At 38.8% G+C, this 18,651-nt stretch carries 18 protein-coding genes and 3 pseudogenes; 14 read left to right on the plus strand and 7 right to left on the minus strand.

All coding sequences use genetic code 11. The annotated features are described in order from the left end of the window. Nucleotides 1-10 precede the first annotated feature (10 nt). Genes A3835_03395 through A3835_03405 form a run of 3 tightly spaced genes read right to left on the minus strand, consistent with a single transcriptional unit; the run spans nt 11 to nt 2,415 of the window. A complete protein-coding gene (locus tag A3835_03395) occupies nt 11-667 on the minus strand; it encodes a peptidase M50 (protein ID ORI08587.1) in 657 nt (218 codons plus the stop codon). After that, nucleotides 654-1,559, minus strand: a complete 906-nt coding sequence (locus tag A3835_03400) for a S26 family signal peptidase (protein ID ORI08588.1) — start codon at nt 1,557-1,559, stop codon at nt 654-656. The genes A3835_03395 and A3835_03400 overlap by 14 nt, the downstream gene beginning before the upstream one ends. A 4-nt stretch (nt 1,560-1,563) precedes the next feature. Then, a complete protein-coding gene (locus A3835_03405) occupies nt 1,564-2,415 on the minus strand; it encodes a bifunctional methylenetetrahydrofolate dehydrogenase/methenyltetrahydrofolate cyclohydrolase (protein ID ORI08589.1) in 852 nt (283 codons plus the stop codon). Nucleotides 2,416-2,498: 83 nt separating this feature from the next. Between A3835_03405 and A3835_03410 the strand changes: the two genes are divergently transcribed. From A3835_03410 to A3835_03450, 9 genes are all read left to right on the plus strand, one after another. Continuing rightward, nucleotides 2,499-3,104, plus strand: coding sequence for a hypothetical protein (locus A3835_03410; protein ORI08590.1), 606 nt, complete (start codon nt 2,499-2,501; stop codon nt 3,102-3,104). Next, nucleotides 3,101-4,384 carry a glutamate-1-semialdehyde aminotransferase gene (locus A3835_03415; GenBank protein ORI08591.1) on the plus strand — a complete coding sequence of 428 codons (1,284 nt, stop codon included), beginning with the start codon at nt 3,101-3,103 and terminating at the stop codon, nt 4,382-4,384. The genes A3835_03410 and A3835_03415 overlap by 4 nt, the downstream gene beginning before the upstream one ends. Continuing rightward, nucleotides 4,384-4,665: an arginine biosynthesis protein ArgJ gene (locus tag A3835_03420; protein ID ORI08592.1), complete on the plus strand. Its 282-nt coding sequence runs from the start codon at nt 4,384-4,386 to the stop codon at nt 4,663-4,665. Before A3835_03415 ends, A3835_03420 begins: the two co-directional genes overlap by 1 nt. Continuing rightward, nucleotides 4,646-5,173, plus strand: a complete 528-nt coding sequence (locus A3835_03425) for a hypothetical protein (protein ORI08593.1) — start codon at nt 4,646-4,648, stop codon at nt 5,171-5,173. The genes A3835_03420 and A3835_03425 overlap by 20 nt, the downstream gene beginning before the upstream one ends. Continuing rightward, on the plus strand, nt 5,163-6,407 hold the full coding sequence (locus A3835_03430) for an MFS transporter (protein ID ORI08594.1): 1,245 nt from the start codon (nt 5,163-5,165) through the stop codon (nt 6,405-6,407). Before A3835_03425 ends, A3835_03430 begins: the two co-directional genes overlap by 11 nt. Nucleotides 6,408-6,410: 3 nt before the next feature. Next, nucleotides 6,411-8,060, plus strand: coding sequence for a flagellar hook-length control protein FliK (locus tag A3835_03435; GenBank protein ORI08595.1), 1,650 nt, complete (start codon nt 6,411-6,413; stop codon nt 8,058-8,060). Next, the gene (locus tag A3835_03440; GenBank protein ID ORI08596.1) at nt 8,060-8,320 is read left to right on the plus strand and encodes a type III secretion system protein; all 261 of its coding nucleotides are present in this window, start codon (nt 8,060-8,062) and stop codon (nt 8,318-8,320) included. Before A3835_03435 ends, A3835_03440 begins: the two co-directional genes overlap by 1 nt. Before the next feature lie 113 nt (nt 8,321-8,433). After that, nucleotides 8,434-9,003 carry a chemotaxis protein CheB gene (locus tag A3835_03445; protein ID ORI08597.1) on the plus strand — a complete coding sequence of 190 codons (570 nt, stop codon included), beginning with the start codon at nt 8,434-8,436 and terminating at the stop codon, nt 9,001-9,003. A 22-nt stretch (nt 9,004-9,025) separates the two neighbouring features. Then, the gene (locus tag A3835_03450) at nt 9,026-9,814 is read left to right on the plus strand and encodes an SAM-dependent methyltransferase (protein ORI08763.1); all 789 of its coding nucleotides are present in this window, start codon (nt 9,026-9,028) and stop codon (nt 9,812-9,814) included. A gap of 48 nt (nt 9,815-9,862) precedes the next feature. Here A3835_03450 and A3835_03455 read toward each other — a convergent pair. The 3 genes and pseudogenes from A3835_03455 to A3835_03465 all read right to left on the minus strand — a co-directional run bounded on the left by A3835_03455 (nt 9,863) and on the right by A3835_03465 (nt 12,739). Continuing rightward, nucleotides 9,863-11,058, minus strand: a pseudogene (locus A3835_03455) (MFS transporter). A 1-nt stretch (nt 11,059) separates the two neighbouring features. Beyond that, nucleotides 11,060-12,262, minus strand: coding sequence for a hypothetical protein (locus A3835_03460; protein ORI08598.1), 1,203 nt, complete (start codon nt 12,260-12,262; stop codon nt 11,060-11,062). A gap of 48 nt (nt 12,263-12,310) precedes the next feature. Continuing rightward, a complete protein-coding gene (locus A3835_03465) occupies nt 12,311-12,739 on the minus strand; it encodes a copper homeostasis protein CutF (protein ORI08599.1) in 429 nt (142 codons plus the stop codon). Between the two features lie 80 nt (nt 12,740-12,819). Between A3835_03465 and A3835_03470 the strand changes: the two genes are divergently transcribed. Continuing rightward, on the plus strand, nt 12,820-13,734 hold the full coding sequence (locus A3835_03470) for a paraslipin (GenBank protein ORI08600.1): 915 nt from the start codon (nt 12,820-12,822) through the stop codon (nt 13,732-13,734). Continuing rightward, a complete protein-coding gene (locus A3835_03475) occupies nt 13,731-14,123 on the plus strand; it encodes a nodulation protein NfeD (GenBank protein ORI08601.1) in 393 nt (130 codons plus the stop codon). Before A3835_03470 ends, A3835_03475 begins: the two co-directional genes overlap by 4 nt. Nucleotides 14,124-14,144: 21 nt before the next feature. Here A3835_03475 and A3835_03480 read toward each other — a convergent pair whose 3' ends face one another. Next, complete coding sequence (locus A3835_03480; protein ID ORI08602.1) at nt 14,145-14,357, minus strand: hypothetical protein; 213 nt, start codon at nt 14,355-14,357, stop codon at nt 14,145-14,147. A gap of 132 nt (nt 14,358-14,489) precedes the next feature. On the opposite strand from A3835_03480, the gene A3835_03485 reads away from it, so the two are divergent. The 3 genes and pseudogenes from A3835_03485 to A3835_03495 all read left to right on the plus strand — a co-directional run bounded on the left by A3835_03485 (nt 14,490) and on the right by A3835_03495 (nt 18,585). Next, entirely contained in the window at nt 14,490-15,536 is a 1,047-nt protein-coding gene (locus A3835_03485; protein ID ORI08603.1) for a dehypoxanthine futalosine cyclase, read from the plus strand. Further along, nucleotides 15,537-16,765 (plus strand): annotated as a pseudogene (locus tag A3835_03490) (peptidase M16). Next, nucleotides 16,755-18,585 (plus strand): annotated as a pseudogene (locus A3835_03495) (ATP-dependent DNA helicase RecG). The pseudogenes A3835_03490 and A3835_03495 overlap by 11 nt, the downstream one beginning before the upstream one ends. The last annotated feature ends 66 nt before the right edge of the window (nt 18,586-18,651 follow it).

Genomic DNA, 18,651 nt, shown 5'->3' on the forward strand with positions numbered 1-18,651 from the left:
TACTCTAAATTTAGCCATTTATAAAGGCGCTTGCGATATCTAAAACGTATCTTGTCGGATAAAAGATAGTATCTTTTAAAGGCGAGACGAGGATGATGATAAGGATGACAAAGCCATATCGCGAGATGCCCTCAAGCTTTTCTGCCAGTGCGTGAAAGCCAAAATTTCTAAGCGCATACTCGAGCGCGTGAAAGCCGTCAAGTGGCGGGATCGGATAGAGGTTAAAGATGGCTAACATCAAATTTAAAAGCGCAAGCGTAAATAAAAACTGAAGTAAAATTTCAAAGGTTTCTATGTTTAGCAGAGCCTTTAACACAAAAAGCGACAAGATACCTAGGATGATGTTGTAGCAAATACCAGCTAGACTTACGTAGATAGCTGCCTTGTATCCGCCATTTCGCACGACTGTGTAGGTATTTACAGGCACTGGCTTTGCCCAGCCAAACATCATGCCAGTGCTTAGATAAAGCACCAGTGGCACGATGATAGTGCCAACAAGATCGATGTGTTTTATTGGATTTATGCTAAGTCTGCCAAGGCTTTTTGCGGTGTTGTCGCCAAATTTATAAGCGACATATCCGTGAGCGATCTCGTGGCCTACGATGGCGATTATTAAAGAGATGACGATAGTGGCGACTTTTATGGGATCAAAATTAGTGAAGTCCATCAACTTCTCCCTCTTTTAGAGCTTGTTTTGTGAAAAACTCATCATTTTCTATCGTATCTACAAAGCGTCCGATACGCTCCCAGCGCACATTGTAGTTGCTATCCCAGCTAAAATAAATAAACCAAGGCTGACCGACTATGTCCTTGTAAGCCACGCTTCCCCAAAAACGGCTATCGTTTGAGTGATCGCGGTTGTCGCCTATCATAAAGTATTCATCTTTTGGCACTTTGACGTAAAAAGCGTTAAAGTTAAAATTTTGATTTTGCGGTAGTGAGCTAATGAGCGCTGGCTTCATAAAAACGTTTGATTTGTTTGTATTTAGCATGAAAACCATCTGCTCAAATAAATTTACATTTTCGTCGTAATGGATGCCACTAAATCTATACGGCTCTTTTATGAAAAGTTTGCCATCAAGCTCGGCTATGTCGCTGCATGAGTAGCCAAATTTACTCTCTTTGCCATTTAAATTTTCACGGCAGTTTGCCTTTATGAAGCTATCTCCCTCTTTTGGGCGCAGATAGAGGGCTTTTTCAGTAAAAACGATCTCGTCCTCGCTAGTTGCAAAGCAGCGCTTTACAAAGTGAGTTTTCTCATCGTTTGGATAGCGAAAAACGACTATATCGCCCCTTGCAGGACCATCGCCAGTTATAAGGTGACCATTGTCATTTAGCTCAGGTAAAATTTTCACCTCAAGCCAAGGAATTCTTGGTGTTGGTATGCCATAAACATACTTTTTAGCAAATAAAAAATCCCCAACCAAAAGTGTGTTTTTCATCGAACCAGACGGGATCACAAAGGCTTGAGCCACAAAGAAAATGACAAGCAAAACGATGATAACCGTGCCTGTCCAGCTCGAGCAAAAGTCATAAAATTTAGTAAAAGCTCTCTTCATTATCTCACTCTTTAATTTTTTTTGCCTGTGCAGCAAGGATGGTGTTGTTTAAAAGCATGGCTATGGTCATAGGTCCAACGCCGCCAGGAACAGGCGTGATATATGAGCATTTTGGTGCGACCTCTTCAAAATCCACATCGCCCACAAGCCTGCCATCATCAAGTCTATTTATGCCCACATCAACGACTACTGCGCCATCTTTTACCATATCAGCCTTTAAGAAAAATGGCTTGCCAATGGCTGCAACTATGAGGTCAGCATTTTTGCAAATTTCTTTTAAATTTTTAGTCTTGCTATGTGTCACAGTAACCGTTGCAGAGGCATTTAGGAGTAAATTTGCCATAGGCTTGCCAACGATGTTGCTTCTGCCGATCACCACTGCATTTAGCCCAGCCACTTCTATGCCATACTCTTTTAAAATTTCCATCACACCAAGCGGTGTGCAAGGCACGAAGCCATCAAGTCCGCTAACAAGTTTGCCAACATTTACAGCGTGAAAGCCATCTACATCTTTTCGTGGATCGATCGCTGCGAGCACGACGTTTGTATCGATATGCTTTGGCAGTGGCAGCTGAACCAAGATGCCGTGGATGCTATCGTCTAAATTTAGCACGTTTATAAGGGCAAGTAGCTCGTTTTGGGTTGTATTTTCGCTTAGACGGTGAGCCACGCTTTTTATGCCGTATTCGTTGCAGGCTTTCTCTTTGGCTCTAACGTATGTTTGAGATGCTTTATCTTCGCCGACTAAGACGACGGCCAAGGTTGGCTCAACACCAAATTTCTTTAGCTCATCAGCTCTTACTTTTACGCTTTCTTTGACCTTTAAAGATACGGCTTTTCCGTCTAAAATTTTCATATTCGATCCTTACTTAAAAGCTTTTTTAATCACAAGGGTGGTATCATACCTAAAAATAAATTAAATTTTTAAAAGAGAGGTTTATGAGGTCTGTTTTTTTGATTTTGCTTTTTTGCGTGGCGATTTTTGGTGCTGATTTTATCACAAAAACCGAGTACGCCAAGATGCTATACCTAAATCCACGTGGCATAGGATGCGACAAATGTCACGGTGCAAAGGGCGAGGGTAGTCTGATATCCAAATACAAACACTTTGACAAAAAAACAAACAAAACGGTTGATGATGAGCTTAGAGCACCAAAGATAAATGATATAGATTTTGAGAGCTTTAAAGCCGCTTTAACAAAGCCAAAAGGTGTCATGCCAAGCTACTTTTTAACAGACGAGGAGACAACCATCCTTTATGAATACATCACGAATAAGATGAAAACTCCTTTAAAAGCAGCAAAAGCGCAAAATTTAAACAAGCCAGTTGATACTGATACGACGCAAAAACAGCCAGAGCAATCTGCTAAATCCGCCCCTGCTACAAAACCAGCTGAGTCAGCAAAAACTGCACCAGCTAAGCCAGCTGAGTCAGCAAAAACCGCCACTACGCAAGCACCAAAGTCAGCAGTAAAACCAGCTACAAACCCAAAAGATAATCAAAAAATAAATCTAAAAACACAAAATCAAAAGGATAAAAAATGACAAATAAAGAGGCATTTAGCGAAGCCAAAAAATATATCCCAGGCGGGGTAAATTCACCAGTGCGAGCATTTGGTAGTGTTGGTGGTGAGCCTGTGATGATAGATCACGCTAGGGGTGCTTATCTATACGACGTCGAGGGCAAAAAATACCTTGACTTTATCCAAAGCTGGGGACCGCTCATATTTGGTCACTGCGACAAAGATATCGAAGAAGCTATCATCTCTGCTGTAAAACAAGGCGTATCTTACGGCGCGCCATCTCCAAAAGAGACCGCTCTAGCAAAGCTAATATGCGATGAGTTTAAACAAATAGATAAAATTCGCTTCGTTAGCTCTGGCACAGAGGCTACCATGAGCGCTATCAGAGTGGCTAGAGGATATGCTAAAAAAGATGGACTAATAAAATTTGAAGGCTGCTACCACGGACACAGCGATGCACTTCTTATCAAAGCAGGAAGTGGCGCTACGACATACGGCAACGCTTCAAGCAGCGGCGTGCCACAAGATGTTGTGAAAAACACTTATCTAGCAGTTTATAACGATATAGAAAGCGTAAAAGCCATCTTTGAAAACAATAAAGACAAGATAGGCGTCGTCATAATCGAGCCTATCGCTGGAAATATGGGGCTTGTGCCAGCTGATAAGAAATTTTTAGAGGAGCTTAGAGCACTTTGCGATAAATTTGGAGCTGTGCTTATCCTTGATGAGGTTATGAGTGGCTTTAGAGCTTCTCGGTTTGGATCATATCCATTTCACGAAGTGGACGCTGATCTCATTACATTTGGCAAGGTTATAGGCGGAGGTATGAACGTCGCTGCATTTGGTGGCAAGGCTGAGATAATGGACTGCTTAAGCCCAGAGGGCGCTGTCTATCAAGCAGGCACGCTAAGTGGCAACCCAGTAGCGATGAGTGCTGGTATAGCGGCTATTTCTAAGATAAATAGCGATACAAATTTATATTCTAGACTTGAAAAACTAGCTAAAAAACTAATGGACGGCTTTAAAGAGGCTGCAAAGAGTGCTGGCATTACTATCCAAACTGATGTTCGTGGCTCTATGTTTGGCTACTTTTTTACAGATCACGCCGTAAAAAACTACGACGATGCGTTAAAGAGCGATACAAAGCTATTTGCTAAATTTCACCAAACGATGCTTAAGCGTGGAATTTATCTTGCACCTAGCCAGTTTGAGACTGGATTTGTCTGCGATGCGATGAGTGAAGCGGATATCGATCTAGCGGTAAGCGCAGCTAAAGAGGCGTTTTTGGAGATAAAAGCCTAATGGCAAAATTTAAGATAAAAGATATCGTAGCGGGTGCTGAGCAGCTAAGCCTTGGAGTTTCAATCGTAGTTGCGATCTTGCTTGGCACCGGACTTGGGTATTTTGTAAAAAAGGCTACAAATTTTACGCCAGCTCTTTGGATAGGCTTTGCTATTGGCATCGCAGCTGCCATTTTAAATGTCTATAAAGCTTACAAAGCACAGGTTAAAAGCCTAGATGAGCTAAAGGATGAGACTAGATATAAGGGCTATAAAAAAGACGATGATGACGAGGACGATTAGCAGGATTTTTATTTGCTACTTTGCGCTTTGGCTAGCCCTTAGCGTGGTTGGCAAATTTATATCAAATCAATTTTTTATAAGCTCACAAATTTCATTTTTTGCCTCGCTTATCATCCTAACGGCTAGCTTTTTTGCCTATAAAAATCGCATAAACTCAAGGCTAGAAAATGCAAGAGATGAAATTTTAGCCAAGATAGAAGAAGAGGATGAAGAGGATGAAGAAAATTTGCCCCAGAGGGAGGCAAAAGAGTTTAGCCTAAAAGATGAAAAAGCAAGGCTAAAAAAGCAGAAATTTTCATTTAAAGATAGAAGCTTTGTGGCAGCTTTTATGCCTTATCGCTTGGTTGCGTATGCGATACTTTTTTTTGGATTTATATTTTTAAAAAATGAAAATTTACTAAACGTGCCTGGCTTTTTAGTTGGGCTTGCTCCGATGCCAATTGGCGCATTTATTTTTGGGCTTATGGAGAATAAGTTTAATACCACAAAGGATACTGATGGCAAGTAGCTTTAGGATCATCCGCTCGATGGGACCGCTATTTTTGGGCATGAGTTTGCTTTTTATCGGAAATGGCCTAGTCATCGCATCTTGTAGCGCACTTCTTAAGCAAAATGGAGTGGGTGAGCTAGAGATTGGATTAATCAATACAGGCTTTTTTGTAGGCGCGTTAATTAGCACCATTACAGCTCACAGAGTCATCTCAACTACTGGCCACATAAGAGCCTTTGCCATCTTTTCAGCCATTTTTGCAGTCTCAGCTATGCTTCATGCGGTAAATCAAAATTTAGCATTCTGGGCGATCTTGCGTGCATTTTTGGGATATTGCTACTATGCGCTTTTGATGGTTATAGAAAGCTGGCTAAATGCAAAAATTCCAAATAAAATAAGATCTCGCGTGATAGCCTTTTATGAAGGCGTTTTTTACACAAGTTTTGGACTTGGCATTTTGATCTTGGCGCTTAACCTTAATACCTTTGAAATTTTTATCATAAGTGCAGCTTTTATCATGCTCTCAAGCATTCCTTTAAATTTGATCCGTATAAATCAGCCTCAAATCCCAGAGCGTCAGCCCATAAACATCCCAAAAATTTTTGGTATCGTTCCGCTTGCTCTTGTTGGCGCGCTCATTGCAGGCTTAGCAATAAATGGCTTTTTTTCGATGGCAAGCCTTTTTGTTTTGCTTCAAGGATACGGCACAAAAGAGGCATCGTTTTTTATGACGGTTGCGATGATCGGAGGCTTTTTAGCTCAAGTTTTTATCGGTAGTTTTTCTGATAGATATGGCAGAAGGCCAGCTATTTTGCTTTGTAGCAGCGTGGCTTTAATAAGCGCGGTTTTGTTTTTGCTAAATGGCAAAAATTTAACGATTGAATATCTACTTTCATTCTTTTTTGGAGCTGGAATTTTTTGCACATATGGACTTTCTTTAGCTAGAGCAAATGATGAGATCACAGACAAGACAAAGAGTGTGCAAGTCGCACGTGCTTTGCTATTTAGCTACTCTTTGGCTTCGCTTTTCTCACCGCTTCTTATGAGCTATGCGATGAAAATTTTTGGAGCATTTGGCTTTATCTATGTTTATTTGGTGCTTTTTGCTGGGCTTATTTTATTTGCACTAACGCAAAAGACAATACCACAGCACATGAGAAAAGAGTATAACGACAGGCTCGTTGCAAGGACGGCTGGTATCGCTACTATTGAGCAAAATGGAAATTTTGTCGATAGAAAAAATAAAAAGTAAAAAATGAACGTAGGAAATTCTTTGAATATATCAAATACTTCGGTTCAAACTGGACAAAATACTGCTCAAAATGTGCCAGTTCGTAAAAATGAAGGCTCGCTTTTTAAAAATCAGCCAAGCGTACAAACGCCTAGTGAGCAAAGCATTTCAGAGACACTTGATAATGTTGGGAAACTCGTTGCAAGAGTGCTTGATGATCTAAAAAGCGCTTCAAGTCTTAGCAAGGCTGAACAAATTTTATCTCAGGCAAAAGACACGAAAATCTCTCCAAATTTAGCCAGCGAGCTATCAGACCTTGCAAAAAGTTTAGAAGCAGAAGCAGCGCAAAATGAAAATAGTGAGATAAAGAGCCTTGCACTAAAGCTAAAAGAATTTCTAAAACCAATAGCCGATCTAAAAGCCGGCTCACTAAATGATCAGATCAAAAACTCAGGCGTAATGCTTGAAGCAAATTTAAAACACGCACTTAGCCCAGAGAAGCTTCCAAGCTCGGTTCAGAAGCTACTAAGCGATATAAAAAATCTCTCAAGCGGGAATTTACTAAATCAAATTTTAACCCTAAGTGATGAAAAATTAGACAATCAAAATTCTTTTTCAAAACTTGCTTCTATACTTGAAAAAGCGAGCAATGACGCAAAAAACATCCTTGATAACTCAAGCATAAAAACCCTTTTAAAAGATGTTGATAAGCTTGATAGTGTGGTTAAATTTTTAGATAAAAATTTTTCAAAAGATCAAAATGGCGAGCTAGTAAAAAATCAAATAGGCAAAATGCAAAATTTCATCTCAAATTTAAGCGAGAAAGTCGCAAGCCTAGCAAATGAAAAGCTAAATCAAAATTTTGGTTTTAGCCAAAATCACAAAGAGCTAAAAACTATCCTTGATAGCATAAAAAACGATCTAAAAACGCTAAATAATATAGGCGATGAAGCAGGGCTTGTAAAGGCATTTAATGAGATGAGCGATGTTTCAAAGGATGGTAGCTTGCAAGATAAGCTCCAAAGCGCGGCGAGGCGTCTTGCTCATAGCCTAAGTCTTGCTGATGCTAAGGCAAGTTTGGCTAAAAATGAACTAAGTGAGAGCAAGGCGCTTTTAAAACAACTAAATCTCGCTACAAACGATATAAATAATATTACGACTAAAAATAGCAACGAAATTTCAAAGGTGCTAAGCCAAGATATAAAAAGTACACTTTTAAATATCAGTGAAAAGAGTCAAAATCCGCAAAGCGTAAATGCTGCAAATAAGATGATTTCGCAGATCGAGATGCATCAAATGATATCAAGCCTTCAAGGCGGGATCCAAACTTATATGCCTTATATTTGGGACGGCGTTGAGGGTGGAAATATCGCATTTAAGCAAGGCAAAAAGGATAAATTTTACGCTCAGATCGATCTAAATTTTAAGAAATTTGGACAGATAAATGTGATGGTTGGACTTATTGATAAAAGGTACATTGATCTCTCGGTAGCTACGCAAACAAATGAGTTTAAGGAGCTAATCCTCTCAAACTCTAGCGAATTAAAACAAGCAATATCAAAGCTTGGACTTATAGTTTCAAACTTTAATATAAAAACTTTGTCAAAAGTGAAGCTAAATGATAGATTTAAAAAATTTGGTGGCCTTGATGTGGGCTTTGATAAGAAAATTTAATGCAAGTAAATAAGAAAAAAGCAGTAGCTCTTGGCTACAACAGATCTAAAGATAATGCTCCAAGAGTGCTGGCTAGTGGCGCTGGTGAGATAGCAAATAGAATAATTGATCTTGCAAAAGAACATGATATACCGATCAAAGAGGATCCTGATCTTATTGAAATTTTAAGCAAGGTTGAAGTTGATCAAGAAATTCCACCAAATTTATATAAAGCTGTTGCTGAAATTTTTAGCTTTTTATATAAGATCACAAAGAAATGATCTATAAATTTGCTTAAAAATTAGCAAGGCATATAAAGAGTGGCAGGGATATTGACGATATACAAAAAAAGTGGCGTAAGCTAAATATTAAATTAAAATTTTAAAGGCTATTTGTGGCACAAAAATTAATATTAATAGGGGCATCTACTGGCGGGCCTGGACATTTAAAAAAGTTATTAAAAAACGTAAAACTAAATGGAGCTATCATCGTGATAGCCCAGCACATGAATAAAATGTTTATAAATTCTTTTGCTATGCAAATAGGAAAAGAGTGTGGCTTGGATGTTGAAATTTTAAATGAGAGGAAAATTTTAAAAGAAAATACCGTATATGTCTGCGAGCAAAATGTAGTGGTGTCGCCAAATTTACCAATCAGTGCAAAGCCAAATACGGAAGAAAAGACTATATATACGCCAAATGTTGATGTGTTGTTTAAATCTGGAGTTGGAATTTGCAAAAGCGCAAATGTCTTAGCTATCTTGCTAACTGGCATCGGAGATGATGGTGCATCTGGGCTTGATAAGCTTTATAAGGCTGGAGCAAAATGTATAGCTGAAAATGAAGAGAGCGCGATAGTTTATGGTATGCCAAAACGTGCAAAAGAGCTAAATCAAAGCTTAAAATCATTAAATCTAACTATGATAAAAAAAGAGCTGGAGGATTTTTTAAATGCTATTAACTAATGACGCAAAAGATACAAAAACAATGCAAACAAATACTTCACAAGATATGGATAGTTTTAATGAATTTATGAACGTTATCAAAACCCTTTGCGGAGTTGATCTGGAGCCAAAAAGAGATATTACATTGCAGCGAATTACCATTTTTATTAGAGATCGTCAGATAAAAAGCTTTAAAGATCTTGTTTCGATGATAAAATATAACTCAAGCTTGCGACAAGACATTTTAAATCTAGTAACTGTAAATGAGACTTATTTTTATAGGGAGTTGCCTCAGCTTAAAGATGTGATCTATTACGCAAAGGAGCTTGGAGGAGCTAGAATTTTGTGTGCTCCTTGCTCTACTGGAGATGAGTCATATTCGCTTGCGATGCTTGCTTATGAGATGGGATTTAAACAGCATGAAATTTCAATCGTAGGTATAGATATAAACTCAGAAGCCATAGCAAGCTGTCAAAATGGTATTTTTAGTGAGAGGAGCTTGCATAGATTAAGCGATTTTCAAAAAGAGAGATTTTTTACAAAAGTCGATGATAAATTTAAGATAAAAAAAGAAATTTTACCAAGGTGCGAGTTTAAAATTTTAAATGTTTTTGATGATGCTATTTTTAATCTAGGAAAATTTGATATCGTGCTTTCAAGAAATATGATGATCTATTTTGATGATGATTTTAGATTAAAATGCGTTGAGAGGCTTCATAAGTTGCTTAAGCCAGATGGTAGGCTTTACGCTGGGCACGCTGATCTTGTGCCTTACACTCCAGCTTATGAAAAGCGCTTTTCAAATGGAACTACCTACTATCTAAAAAAATAAAAATTTGCCAAGTCGCCTTTTAACTTGGGCGACTTAATTTAAAATCAATCACTTTATTTTGTAGCTTTTTAATACGATGTGATAGTAAAAAGCTCCTACAAAAAAGAGGCTTCCCATAAAACTCGCAATCATCTCAACGCTAAGTCCAATATCATAAAGCAGACCAATGATAAATGAAATGAGAGCGCTAAAGCCAAGAAAAACCATATCGTTATATGCAATCACTCGGCCATAAAATTCTTTTTTGCAGTTTTGCTGAAGCATCGTATAGGTGTAGCTCCAAAGACTTGATGTGCAAAATCCAGCGAAGATAATGCCAATAAGCGATAGATAAAAATTCCAAAGCGATAAAGCCCAAATGATAATACCAAGACCTTGACCGATATATACGAAAATAAGCGTATTTTTATTTATAAATTTGCTAAGTATGGCTGGAGCAAACATAAGTGAAATGGATCTTGAGGTATTTAATAGTCCTATAACTAGCGATGTTGAGAGTAAATTTGCATATTTGTAATCAGCCAAAAGTGCGATCAATGCGTCATAAGCGGTAATGCCAACAAAGGCGTGCAAGAATATAAGATGCACGATGAGTCTATTTTCTTTTAGATATTTAAGCCCATTTTTGAGCATTTTTAGAGGCTTTTCTATAAATTCTGGCTTTAGACCTTGTAAATTTAAAAAATATAAAAATCCAAAGCTAAAAATGTATAGTATGCCATCAAGCAAAAATGCGCTTTTTATCCCAAAAAAATGTATATAAACTCCCGCTAGCCCCATGCCAGCGGTGTATGAGACTGCCAGATGATAGAGTGGATCTCATTTGCGAGTTTGAGATTTTCTTTGCTTAAAATTTTTGGCAGTACGCTCATCTCTACTTGAAAATACATTCCGCCAGTGCCATTTCTAACAAAAATAATAAGTAAAAGTAGCCATAAAAAATCAAGTGAGTCTATAAAAAGAAGCATGAAAACGCTTATCGTCTCAACTGCCATCATGATGACAAGCATTGGTTTTGGGCTAAATTTATCAACTAAAATTCCACTAAATGGAGCTATGACAACACCTGGGATAAATGCCATCGCTGCACTTAGCGTAATTGCCCAAACAGGAGCGTCAAGCTTGATAAGAAGGGTAAAAATACCTGTGTGCGAAAACCATACGCCAAAATAGCATATAAGCTGAATGATGCTTAAGAGGCGAAAATTTTTCTCTTCTTTTAAAAGTTTAAGATATTCTTTCAACTTATTGATTCCACATTAGCGTTATTTGCTCTATCTTTGTTTCATCTGGTATATCGTTTAGGCTTGTTATATCTTTGGCAAGTGGATTTTTTAGTGTGATTAACATATCGTGGCTATCTATTTTTAGATAGATATTGTTTTTGTCACTACTAAATTTAGAGATAACAAGAGAATTTTTTATATCTTTGAAATTTGATTTAAGGCTGATATTTTCTGGAGTTTTAAACTCGTTTGAGTAAATTTCAATGCTTGTGATAATGCCATTTAGCAAGGTGTATTCAAAAATTCTTTCATTTTTGTTTGTTACGATGTAGCTGTTTTCTTTTTTTGTGTTATCCCGTTTTATGTTTTTTGAGCCATAAATTTTTATCACATCTCTATTTGCTGATTCGTTTGTCAGCTCTGCAAAAAAGCCTTTGCCAAAGAGATTTTTTTGATCTTTATCTTTTTTATATCGTCCACTTATGTGAGCATTTTTACAAATTTTATCGTTTGCTACTAGAAAAATTGCATTATTTATCCTATGTATGCTTAGGGCAATGCCTTTTTCATCTAAAAGGTAAAAAATTCCTTTATCGTAAAGTAGCTCCGAACTAAACTCGCAAAGTGGCGAGCCATTTTTTAATGATGAATAAAAACTTATTTTCGCACCATTTTTGCTTGGTACGATTACAATGTCTAAAAAGTTATCTTTGTTTTTAAATTTATAAAATTTAGCAAAAAAACTATCTTTGTAAGTTTTATTTACCGGCTCGAAATTATAAATTTGAGCTAGCACGCCAACTCGCTTATTTTTCTTGTCATCAAGCTGAAGAAGTGAGTTTTTATTTAGCACAAAGTAGCTAAGATTGCCATTTTCATCTTTTAAAATGATAGCACTATCATCAACATCAAATGTGCCGTTTTTTTCAACCGAGCTTACTTCTTTATCTATAGTAAGCATTGTTTTTGTGTAGGTTTTATCTTTATTTAGCGTAATGATAGTTTTTATGCCTTCGCAGTTTGGGCAAGGCAAAATAGTGTGAAAACTACTATAAATTGAGTTTGGAAGTATTAGCTTTTCTGACTTTTTGGGTGTATTTGCCTGAACTAACGGCTTGTCTTCTTTTACTGTATTTTGTGTGCTTTGTTTTGGCTCTAAATTTTCATTTTTTGCGCAGCCAAGGATGAAAAATGAGATAAGTATGGCAAAAAGATATTTCATTTGCAACTCCTTAAAAATTGCAAAATTATATCATTTTGCCTTTAAAATTTATTTTACGCGTTTAAAGATGTATTTATCTTTTAGCTCGCCAGTGACCTCTTTTTGATCCATATCTAGCATTTTTAGGTTCTCGCCTTCTATTTTATAAAAGCTCTTTTCTTTATACTCATCAATCGTTGTTATCACACCATTTTCGATTGAGTATTTGCCTTTGCTAACGGCTTTGTAGTTGTCTTTTGACTTATAGTCCATCACACTTTCAAATGTGCCGTCCTTTTTTAGTATAAGGGTTGAGTCTATGCCCATGCAGCTAGCGCAAGGTAAAAATGCCTTGTAAGTGCCCTCGATGCTGCTTACTGGAGCCATGCAGCTACCTTTTACTTCACATTTGCCTTGTGGGACGTTTGCGTTTTGGCTAGATGAGGCACAACCTGCCAAAAGTAGAGCCGCACTTAGTGCAAATATAAAATTTTTCATGCTAATCCTTTTTGAAAATAAAATTTAAAATGTATTATAATACTTAAGAAAATAACAAATTATAAATTAAAGGAGTAAAAATGCAAATCGAAGCATTTGGCGTTTTAGTCGTAGTTCTGGTTATCTTTGCGTTCTTGTTTTTAAAGGCTGGTATCAAGATCGTCTCACAAGCTGATAATCTACTCATTGAGCGACTTGGCAAATTTCACAAAGTGCTTGATGGCGGATTTCACATAATCATACCATTTGTCGATCAAATAAGAGCGATAATCACCGTAAAAGAGCAGCTTGTAGACATCACAAAACAGCAAGTCATCACAAAAGATAACGTAAACATAAGCGTCGATGGTATCGTCTTTTTGAAGGTCTTTGATGCAAAAATGGCGGTTTATAATGTAGATAACTACAAGCGTGCCATAGCAAATTTAGCCATGACTACGCTTCGTGGCGAGATAGGCGCGATGAATCTTGACGATACACTAAGCTCACGTGACCGCCTAAATGCCGCACTTCAAGTGGCTCTTGGCGACGCTGCTGGCAACTGGGGCGTAAAGATTATGCGTGTAGAAATTTCTGAAATTTCTGTTCCACTTGGCATCGAAGAGGCGATGAATATGCAGATGAAAGCTGAGCGTGAAAAACGTGCGATCGAGCTAAAAGCCTTGGCTGAAAAAGAGGCTTTAATCCGCAATGCCGAAGCACTAAAACAAGAAAAAGTGCTTCAAGCAGAGGCGATTGAGCGTATGGCTGATGCGAAAAAATACGAGCAAATCGCTATCGCAACGGCTCAAAAAGAGGCCATGGATATGATAAATGACAGCATGAGCAAAAACGCAAATGCGGCTGAATTTCTGCTAGCGCGCGATAGAGTTGGGGCATTTAGTGAGCTAGCTAAAAATAGCTCAAAAGATAAAATTTTAGTCCCTTACGAGGCGACTGAGCTTATTGGTTCACTTAGCGTTTTGAAAAATTTCCTAGCTAAGGATAAGGCGTGATCAGCCCTTTTATAATGATAGCAATCGGTGTGGTTTTGTGCATCACCGAGTTTATCTTTTTCTCATTTTATTTGCTATTTTTTGGCATAGCTTTTATCGTAGTTGGAGCTATAAATTTTGGTTTTAGTTTTGCTTGGAGCTATCAAATTTTAATTACAGCTGCGATTGCGATTGTACTTCTTGTGCTTTTAAAAGCGCCGTTAAAGAGTAAATTTATATCCAGAAAAGAGAGCTTTAACGAGGAATTTTTAGACGAAGCCGGAGTTGGTGAGATCAGAGAAAATATGGTCTATTTTAAAGGCACTCTTTGGAAATATGACGGAAATTTAGCTAATGGAGAGAAAGTGACGGTTCTTGGCACCAAAGGTGACAAGGTGATATTAAAATAAAAGTGCCAAATGGCACTTTTACTATTTTGCGTGAGCTGGGCAGCCTGCTGGCATTTGCTCATGCATCGCCCCTTGCATGCCATGATATGGGCAGCCTGGCATATTTTCTTGCATCATTTTTTGATGATGAGCACATCCGCAACTTTCTCCTTGTGGCTCAGCCGGCTTTGGCTCGTTTTTAGCACAACCAACTAAAAATAGTCCGCAGATAACGGTAAATATCACCTTTTTCATAACTCGCTCCTTTAAAGAATTTCTCACATTTTAGCCTTTAAAAATTAATTTTTCATAACGCCTGATTTATCATATTTAAAAGCATTTTTGGCTAAACTTTCGCCCAAAAATAAGCAAAATAAAAGGTTAAATTTGAAAAGACTTAGTGTAAATGAGGCTATCGATCTTATAGAAAATGCACCGCTTCACGAGCTTGGCAAGATGGCGCTAGCCAGAAAAAAAGAGCTTCATCCAGAAGGCATTACGACCTTCATCGTAGATCGCAACATCAACTATACAAATGTTTGCTGGGTGGATTGTAAATTTTGCGCATTTTACCGCCACGCAAAAGAAGAAGACGCTTATGTGCTAAGTTTTGAGGAGATCGGCAAGAAGATCGAGGAGCTAATCGCCATTGGTGGTACGCAAATTTTATTTCAAGGTGGCGTTCATCCAAAGCTAAAGATCGAGTGGTACGAGGAGCTTGTAAGCTACATCAGCAAGCACTATCCAAGCATCACGATACATGGCTTTTCTGCCGTTGAGATCGACTACATCGCAAGAGTTTCAAAAATTTCTACAAAAGAGGTCTTAAGACGCCTAAACGAAAAGGGCTTATACTCGATGCCAGGGGCTGGAGCGGAGATTTTAAGCGATAGAGTGCGTGACATCATCGCCCCAAAAAAATGCGACACCGCAGACTGGCTTCGCATACACAAAGAGGCGCACGAGCTTGGCATGAAAACGACTGCCACGATGATGTTTGGCACGGTTGAGAGCACTCGTGAGATCGTGGAGCACTGGGAGCACATCAGAAATTTACAAGATGAAACGGCTGGATTTAGGGCATTTATACTTTGGAGCTTTCAAGGGCTAAATACAAAGCTCATGCAAGAATTCCCAGAGATAAAAAAGCAAAGCTCAAATGTCTATCTAAGGCTTCTTGCGGTTTCAAGGCTCTTTTTGGATAACTTTAAAAATATCCAAAGCAGCTGGGTCACTCAGGGCAGCTACGTAGGCCAGCTAGCGCTTCTTTTTGGCGCAAATGACCTTGGTAGCACGATGATGGAAGAAAACGTCGTAAAGGCTGCAGGAGCGAGCTTTAGGATGAATCAAGATCAGATGATCGAGCTTATAAAAGATGTTGGAGAAATTCCAGCTAAGCGCAACACAAACTACGATATTTTGGAGAAATTTTAGATGAAAATTTTAGATATCAATGTAAAAAATATAAAAATTCCAGTCGTTTTTGAAAGCTCAAAAGCGATGCCAGTAGTTAGCCTAAAGCTAGTTTTTAAAGCAGCTGGTAGCTCTCAAAATGGCAAACTAGCAGGCCTTGCAAGACTTAGTGCAAATTTGCTAAACGAGGGCGATATGAAGCTAGGCTCGGCTAAATTTGCCAAAGAGCTTGAAGTAAGGGCTATCAGCCTAAATGCAAGCTGCGGCTTTGAGACATTTTGCATAGACCTAAACTGCCTAAAAGAGCACTTTGCCTTTGCGTGCGGCAAGCTAAAAGAACTACTACTCGCTCCAAATTTAAGAGATGAGATCCTAAATAGGTGCAAAACCGTCACTCTTGGCGAGATTGCAGCAAATGAAAACGACTTTGACTACGTGGCAAGGCAAGGGCTTTTTGAGCTTTTATACCCAAAAAGCGTGCTTGCTCAGCCAAGTATCGGCACTAAAAAGAACGTAAAAGCGATCACGCTTGAAGATGTGAGGAAATTTTTAAACGAGCATTTAGACCTTTCAAATTTGCTCTGCGTGCTTGGTGGCGACATCGACGAGAAGCAGACAAAAGAGCTTGCTAGCGTTTTAGAAATCCTAAAACCTGGCAAGGTGCGAAAACTAGAGCGCTTTAGCCCAAGTAACAAGTGCGAAAGTAGCGAGATCATCAGGCAAAGCGAGCAGGCATACATCTATTTTGGCGCGCGTTTAATGTAAAACCTGAAGAGAAATACAAGGCCGCAGTGGCGACATTTATTTTAGGCGAGGGTGGCTTTGGCTCGAGGCTCATGGAGGAGATCCGCGTGAAAAGAGGGCTTGCATACAGCGCCTACGCTAGAAATTTGCTAAATCTCTCTTACAACCAACTTTACGGCTACATGCAGACAAAAAATGAGAAAAAAGATGAGGCGATTGCCGTTATAAAAGAGGAAATTTTAAAATTTAGCAAAAAAGGCGTTAGCAAGGCCGAGCTTGAGCAGGCGAAGAAATTTTTACTTGGTTCGTTGCCACTTAGGCTTGAGACACTGTTTAAGCGACTTGACATCGCGCAAGGCGAGTTTTACGAACATGGCGAGCTTGGGGCATTTTTAAAGGACCTTGATAAAATTTCAGCCCTTTCGCTAAACGAGCTAAATAGCTTCATAAAAGCCCACGCAGAGATAAATGAGCTAAGTTTTTGCGTCCTAAAAAATGAAATTTGAAGCAAGCGACAGAGCAAAACTTCTAAAAATAGGCGTGCTTAGCTACTTGACCTTGCTCTTGTGCTGCCAAAGGGCTTTGAGGATACGACGATCGCTAAGAGCCCAAGAGAAGGGCAGGTCTGCATAAATGTAAAGATCACCTCGCTCGCCTCACGCCCTGGTATGCTGACAGCACTTGCCTTTTGTGAGCAGTGGCAAAGTAGCGTAAAGATCGTCATTTTTAACGCAAAGTCTTGGCACTATGGCGCTTTTAAGGTCGGCAAAGAGATGGCGATATATGGGCTTTGCTCCTACGCCTTTGGCTCGTGGCAGATAGTAAATCCAAAAATCACCACAAAAATAGGCCAGATCGTGCCTAAATTTAAGACCGAGCTAAAAGACGATGAAGTTAAAAAACTCGTTTTAAAATATATAAATTTACAAAATTTATTAGCCGAGGGCTTAAATGAAAAAGAGGCTAAATTTCTAGCTGATCTGCAAAGGCTAGATGAGCAAAGCGTACAAATTTTATATCACCTAAAAAATCATAATGAGGGCGCGCACATTTTAAAATTTGTGGAAATTTTTAACTACATAAAAAAGCTAAGTGCGAAAAAAACTTACTTTAAAAGCCCTAAAATAGAGCTTTTTGATATAAGCTCTTGGCTTAAGAGCTTGCCATTTATGCCGACAAACGACCAGATAAACGCGATAAATGATATAAGAGACGACCTTAGTGCCGTGCAGGCAAAAAGGCGCGTCATAATGGGGGACGTAGGAAGCGGCAAGACGCTTGTTATCCTAGCAGCTGCTCTTAGCGTCTATCCGCAAAGTGCCATTTTGATGGCGCCAACAAGTATTTTAAGCGAGCAAATTTATAACGAAGCAAAGAGATTGCTGCCGCCATTTATGAATGTGATGCTGGTGCGAAGTGGGGAGAAAAAGATAGACTTTAGCGGTGTAAATTTGATCGTTGGCACGCATGCGCTGCTCTTTCACGAGCTACCAAATTCGCCGCTTGTCATGGTCGATGAGCAACACCGCTTTGGCTCAAATCAGCGCAAAAAGATAGAAGAGCTTGCCTCAAACGAGGACGAGCGAGCAAATTTCGTGCAGTTTTCAGCTACGCCCATACCAAGGACGTTAAGTTTAATTCAGTCTGAGATCGTAAATTTTAGCTTTTTAAAGCAGATGCCATTTAAGAAAAATATAACGAGCCAAATTTTTGGTGCTAGCGAGTTTGGCTATCTGCTCGCTCACATTAAAAAGCAGCTAGAAAACGGCTTTCAAGTAGCCATCATCTATCCATTAGTTGAGAGCAGCGAGAGCTCAAACTATCAAAGCCTAAACGAGGCGCAGGGCTTTTGGCTAAAGAATTTCAAAAATGTCTTCGTCACGCACGGCAAGGATAAGGAAAAAGAGGAAATTTTAAGGCGATTTAGAGAAGAGGGCGAAATTTTACTCTCGACCACCGTTGTTGAGGTTGGAATCTCACTGCCAAGCTAAATACGATAGTGATTGTAGGGGCTGAGCGGCTCGGCCTTGCCACGCTTCATCAGCTAAGGGGTAGAGTAGGGCGAAACGGTGGCGATGGATACTGCTTTTTATTTACCAAGCTAAAAGAGACACCAGCTAGACTAAAAGAATTTTGCGCGACAAATGACGGCTTTAAGGTGGCCGAGCTTGATCTGAAAAACCGCCAAAGTGGCGACATACTAAATGGCTTTGTACAGCATGGAGCGACATTTAACTTCTACGACTACGAGGATGATATCACACAGGCTGCAAAGGCTAGAGTAGCGGCACTTGCTAAAAATAATACCCAGTTGCTTTTAACTTAACTTAAAATTTTTGATTTTCTTTTACTGGCTCTTTTGACTTGTTTAAATTTTTATAATTTATCGAAT

It is taken from the genome of Campylobacter concisus, assembly GCA_002092835.1.
Taxonomy (GTDB): Bacteria; Campylobacterota; Campylobacteria; order Campylobacterales; family Campylobacteraceae; genus Campylobacter_A; species Campylobacter_A concisus_K.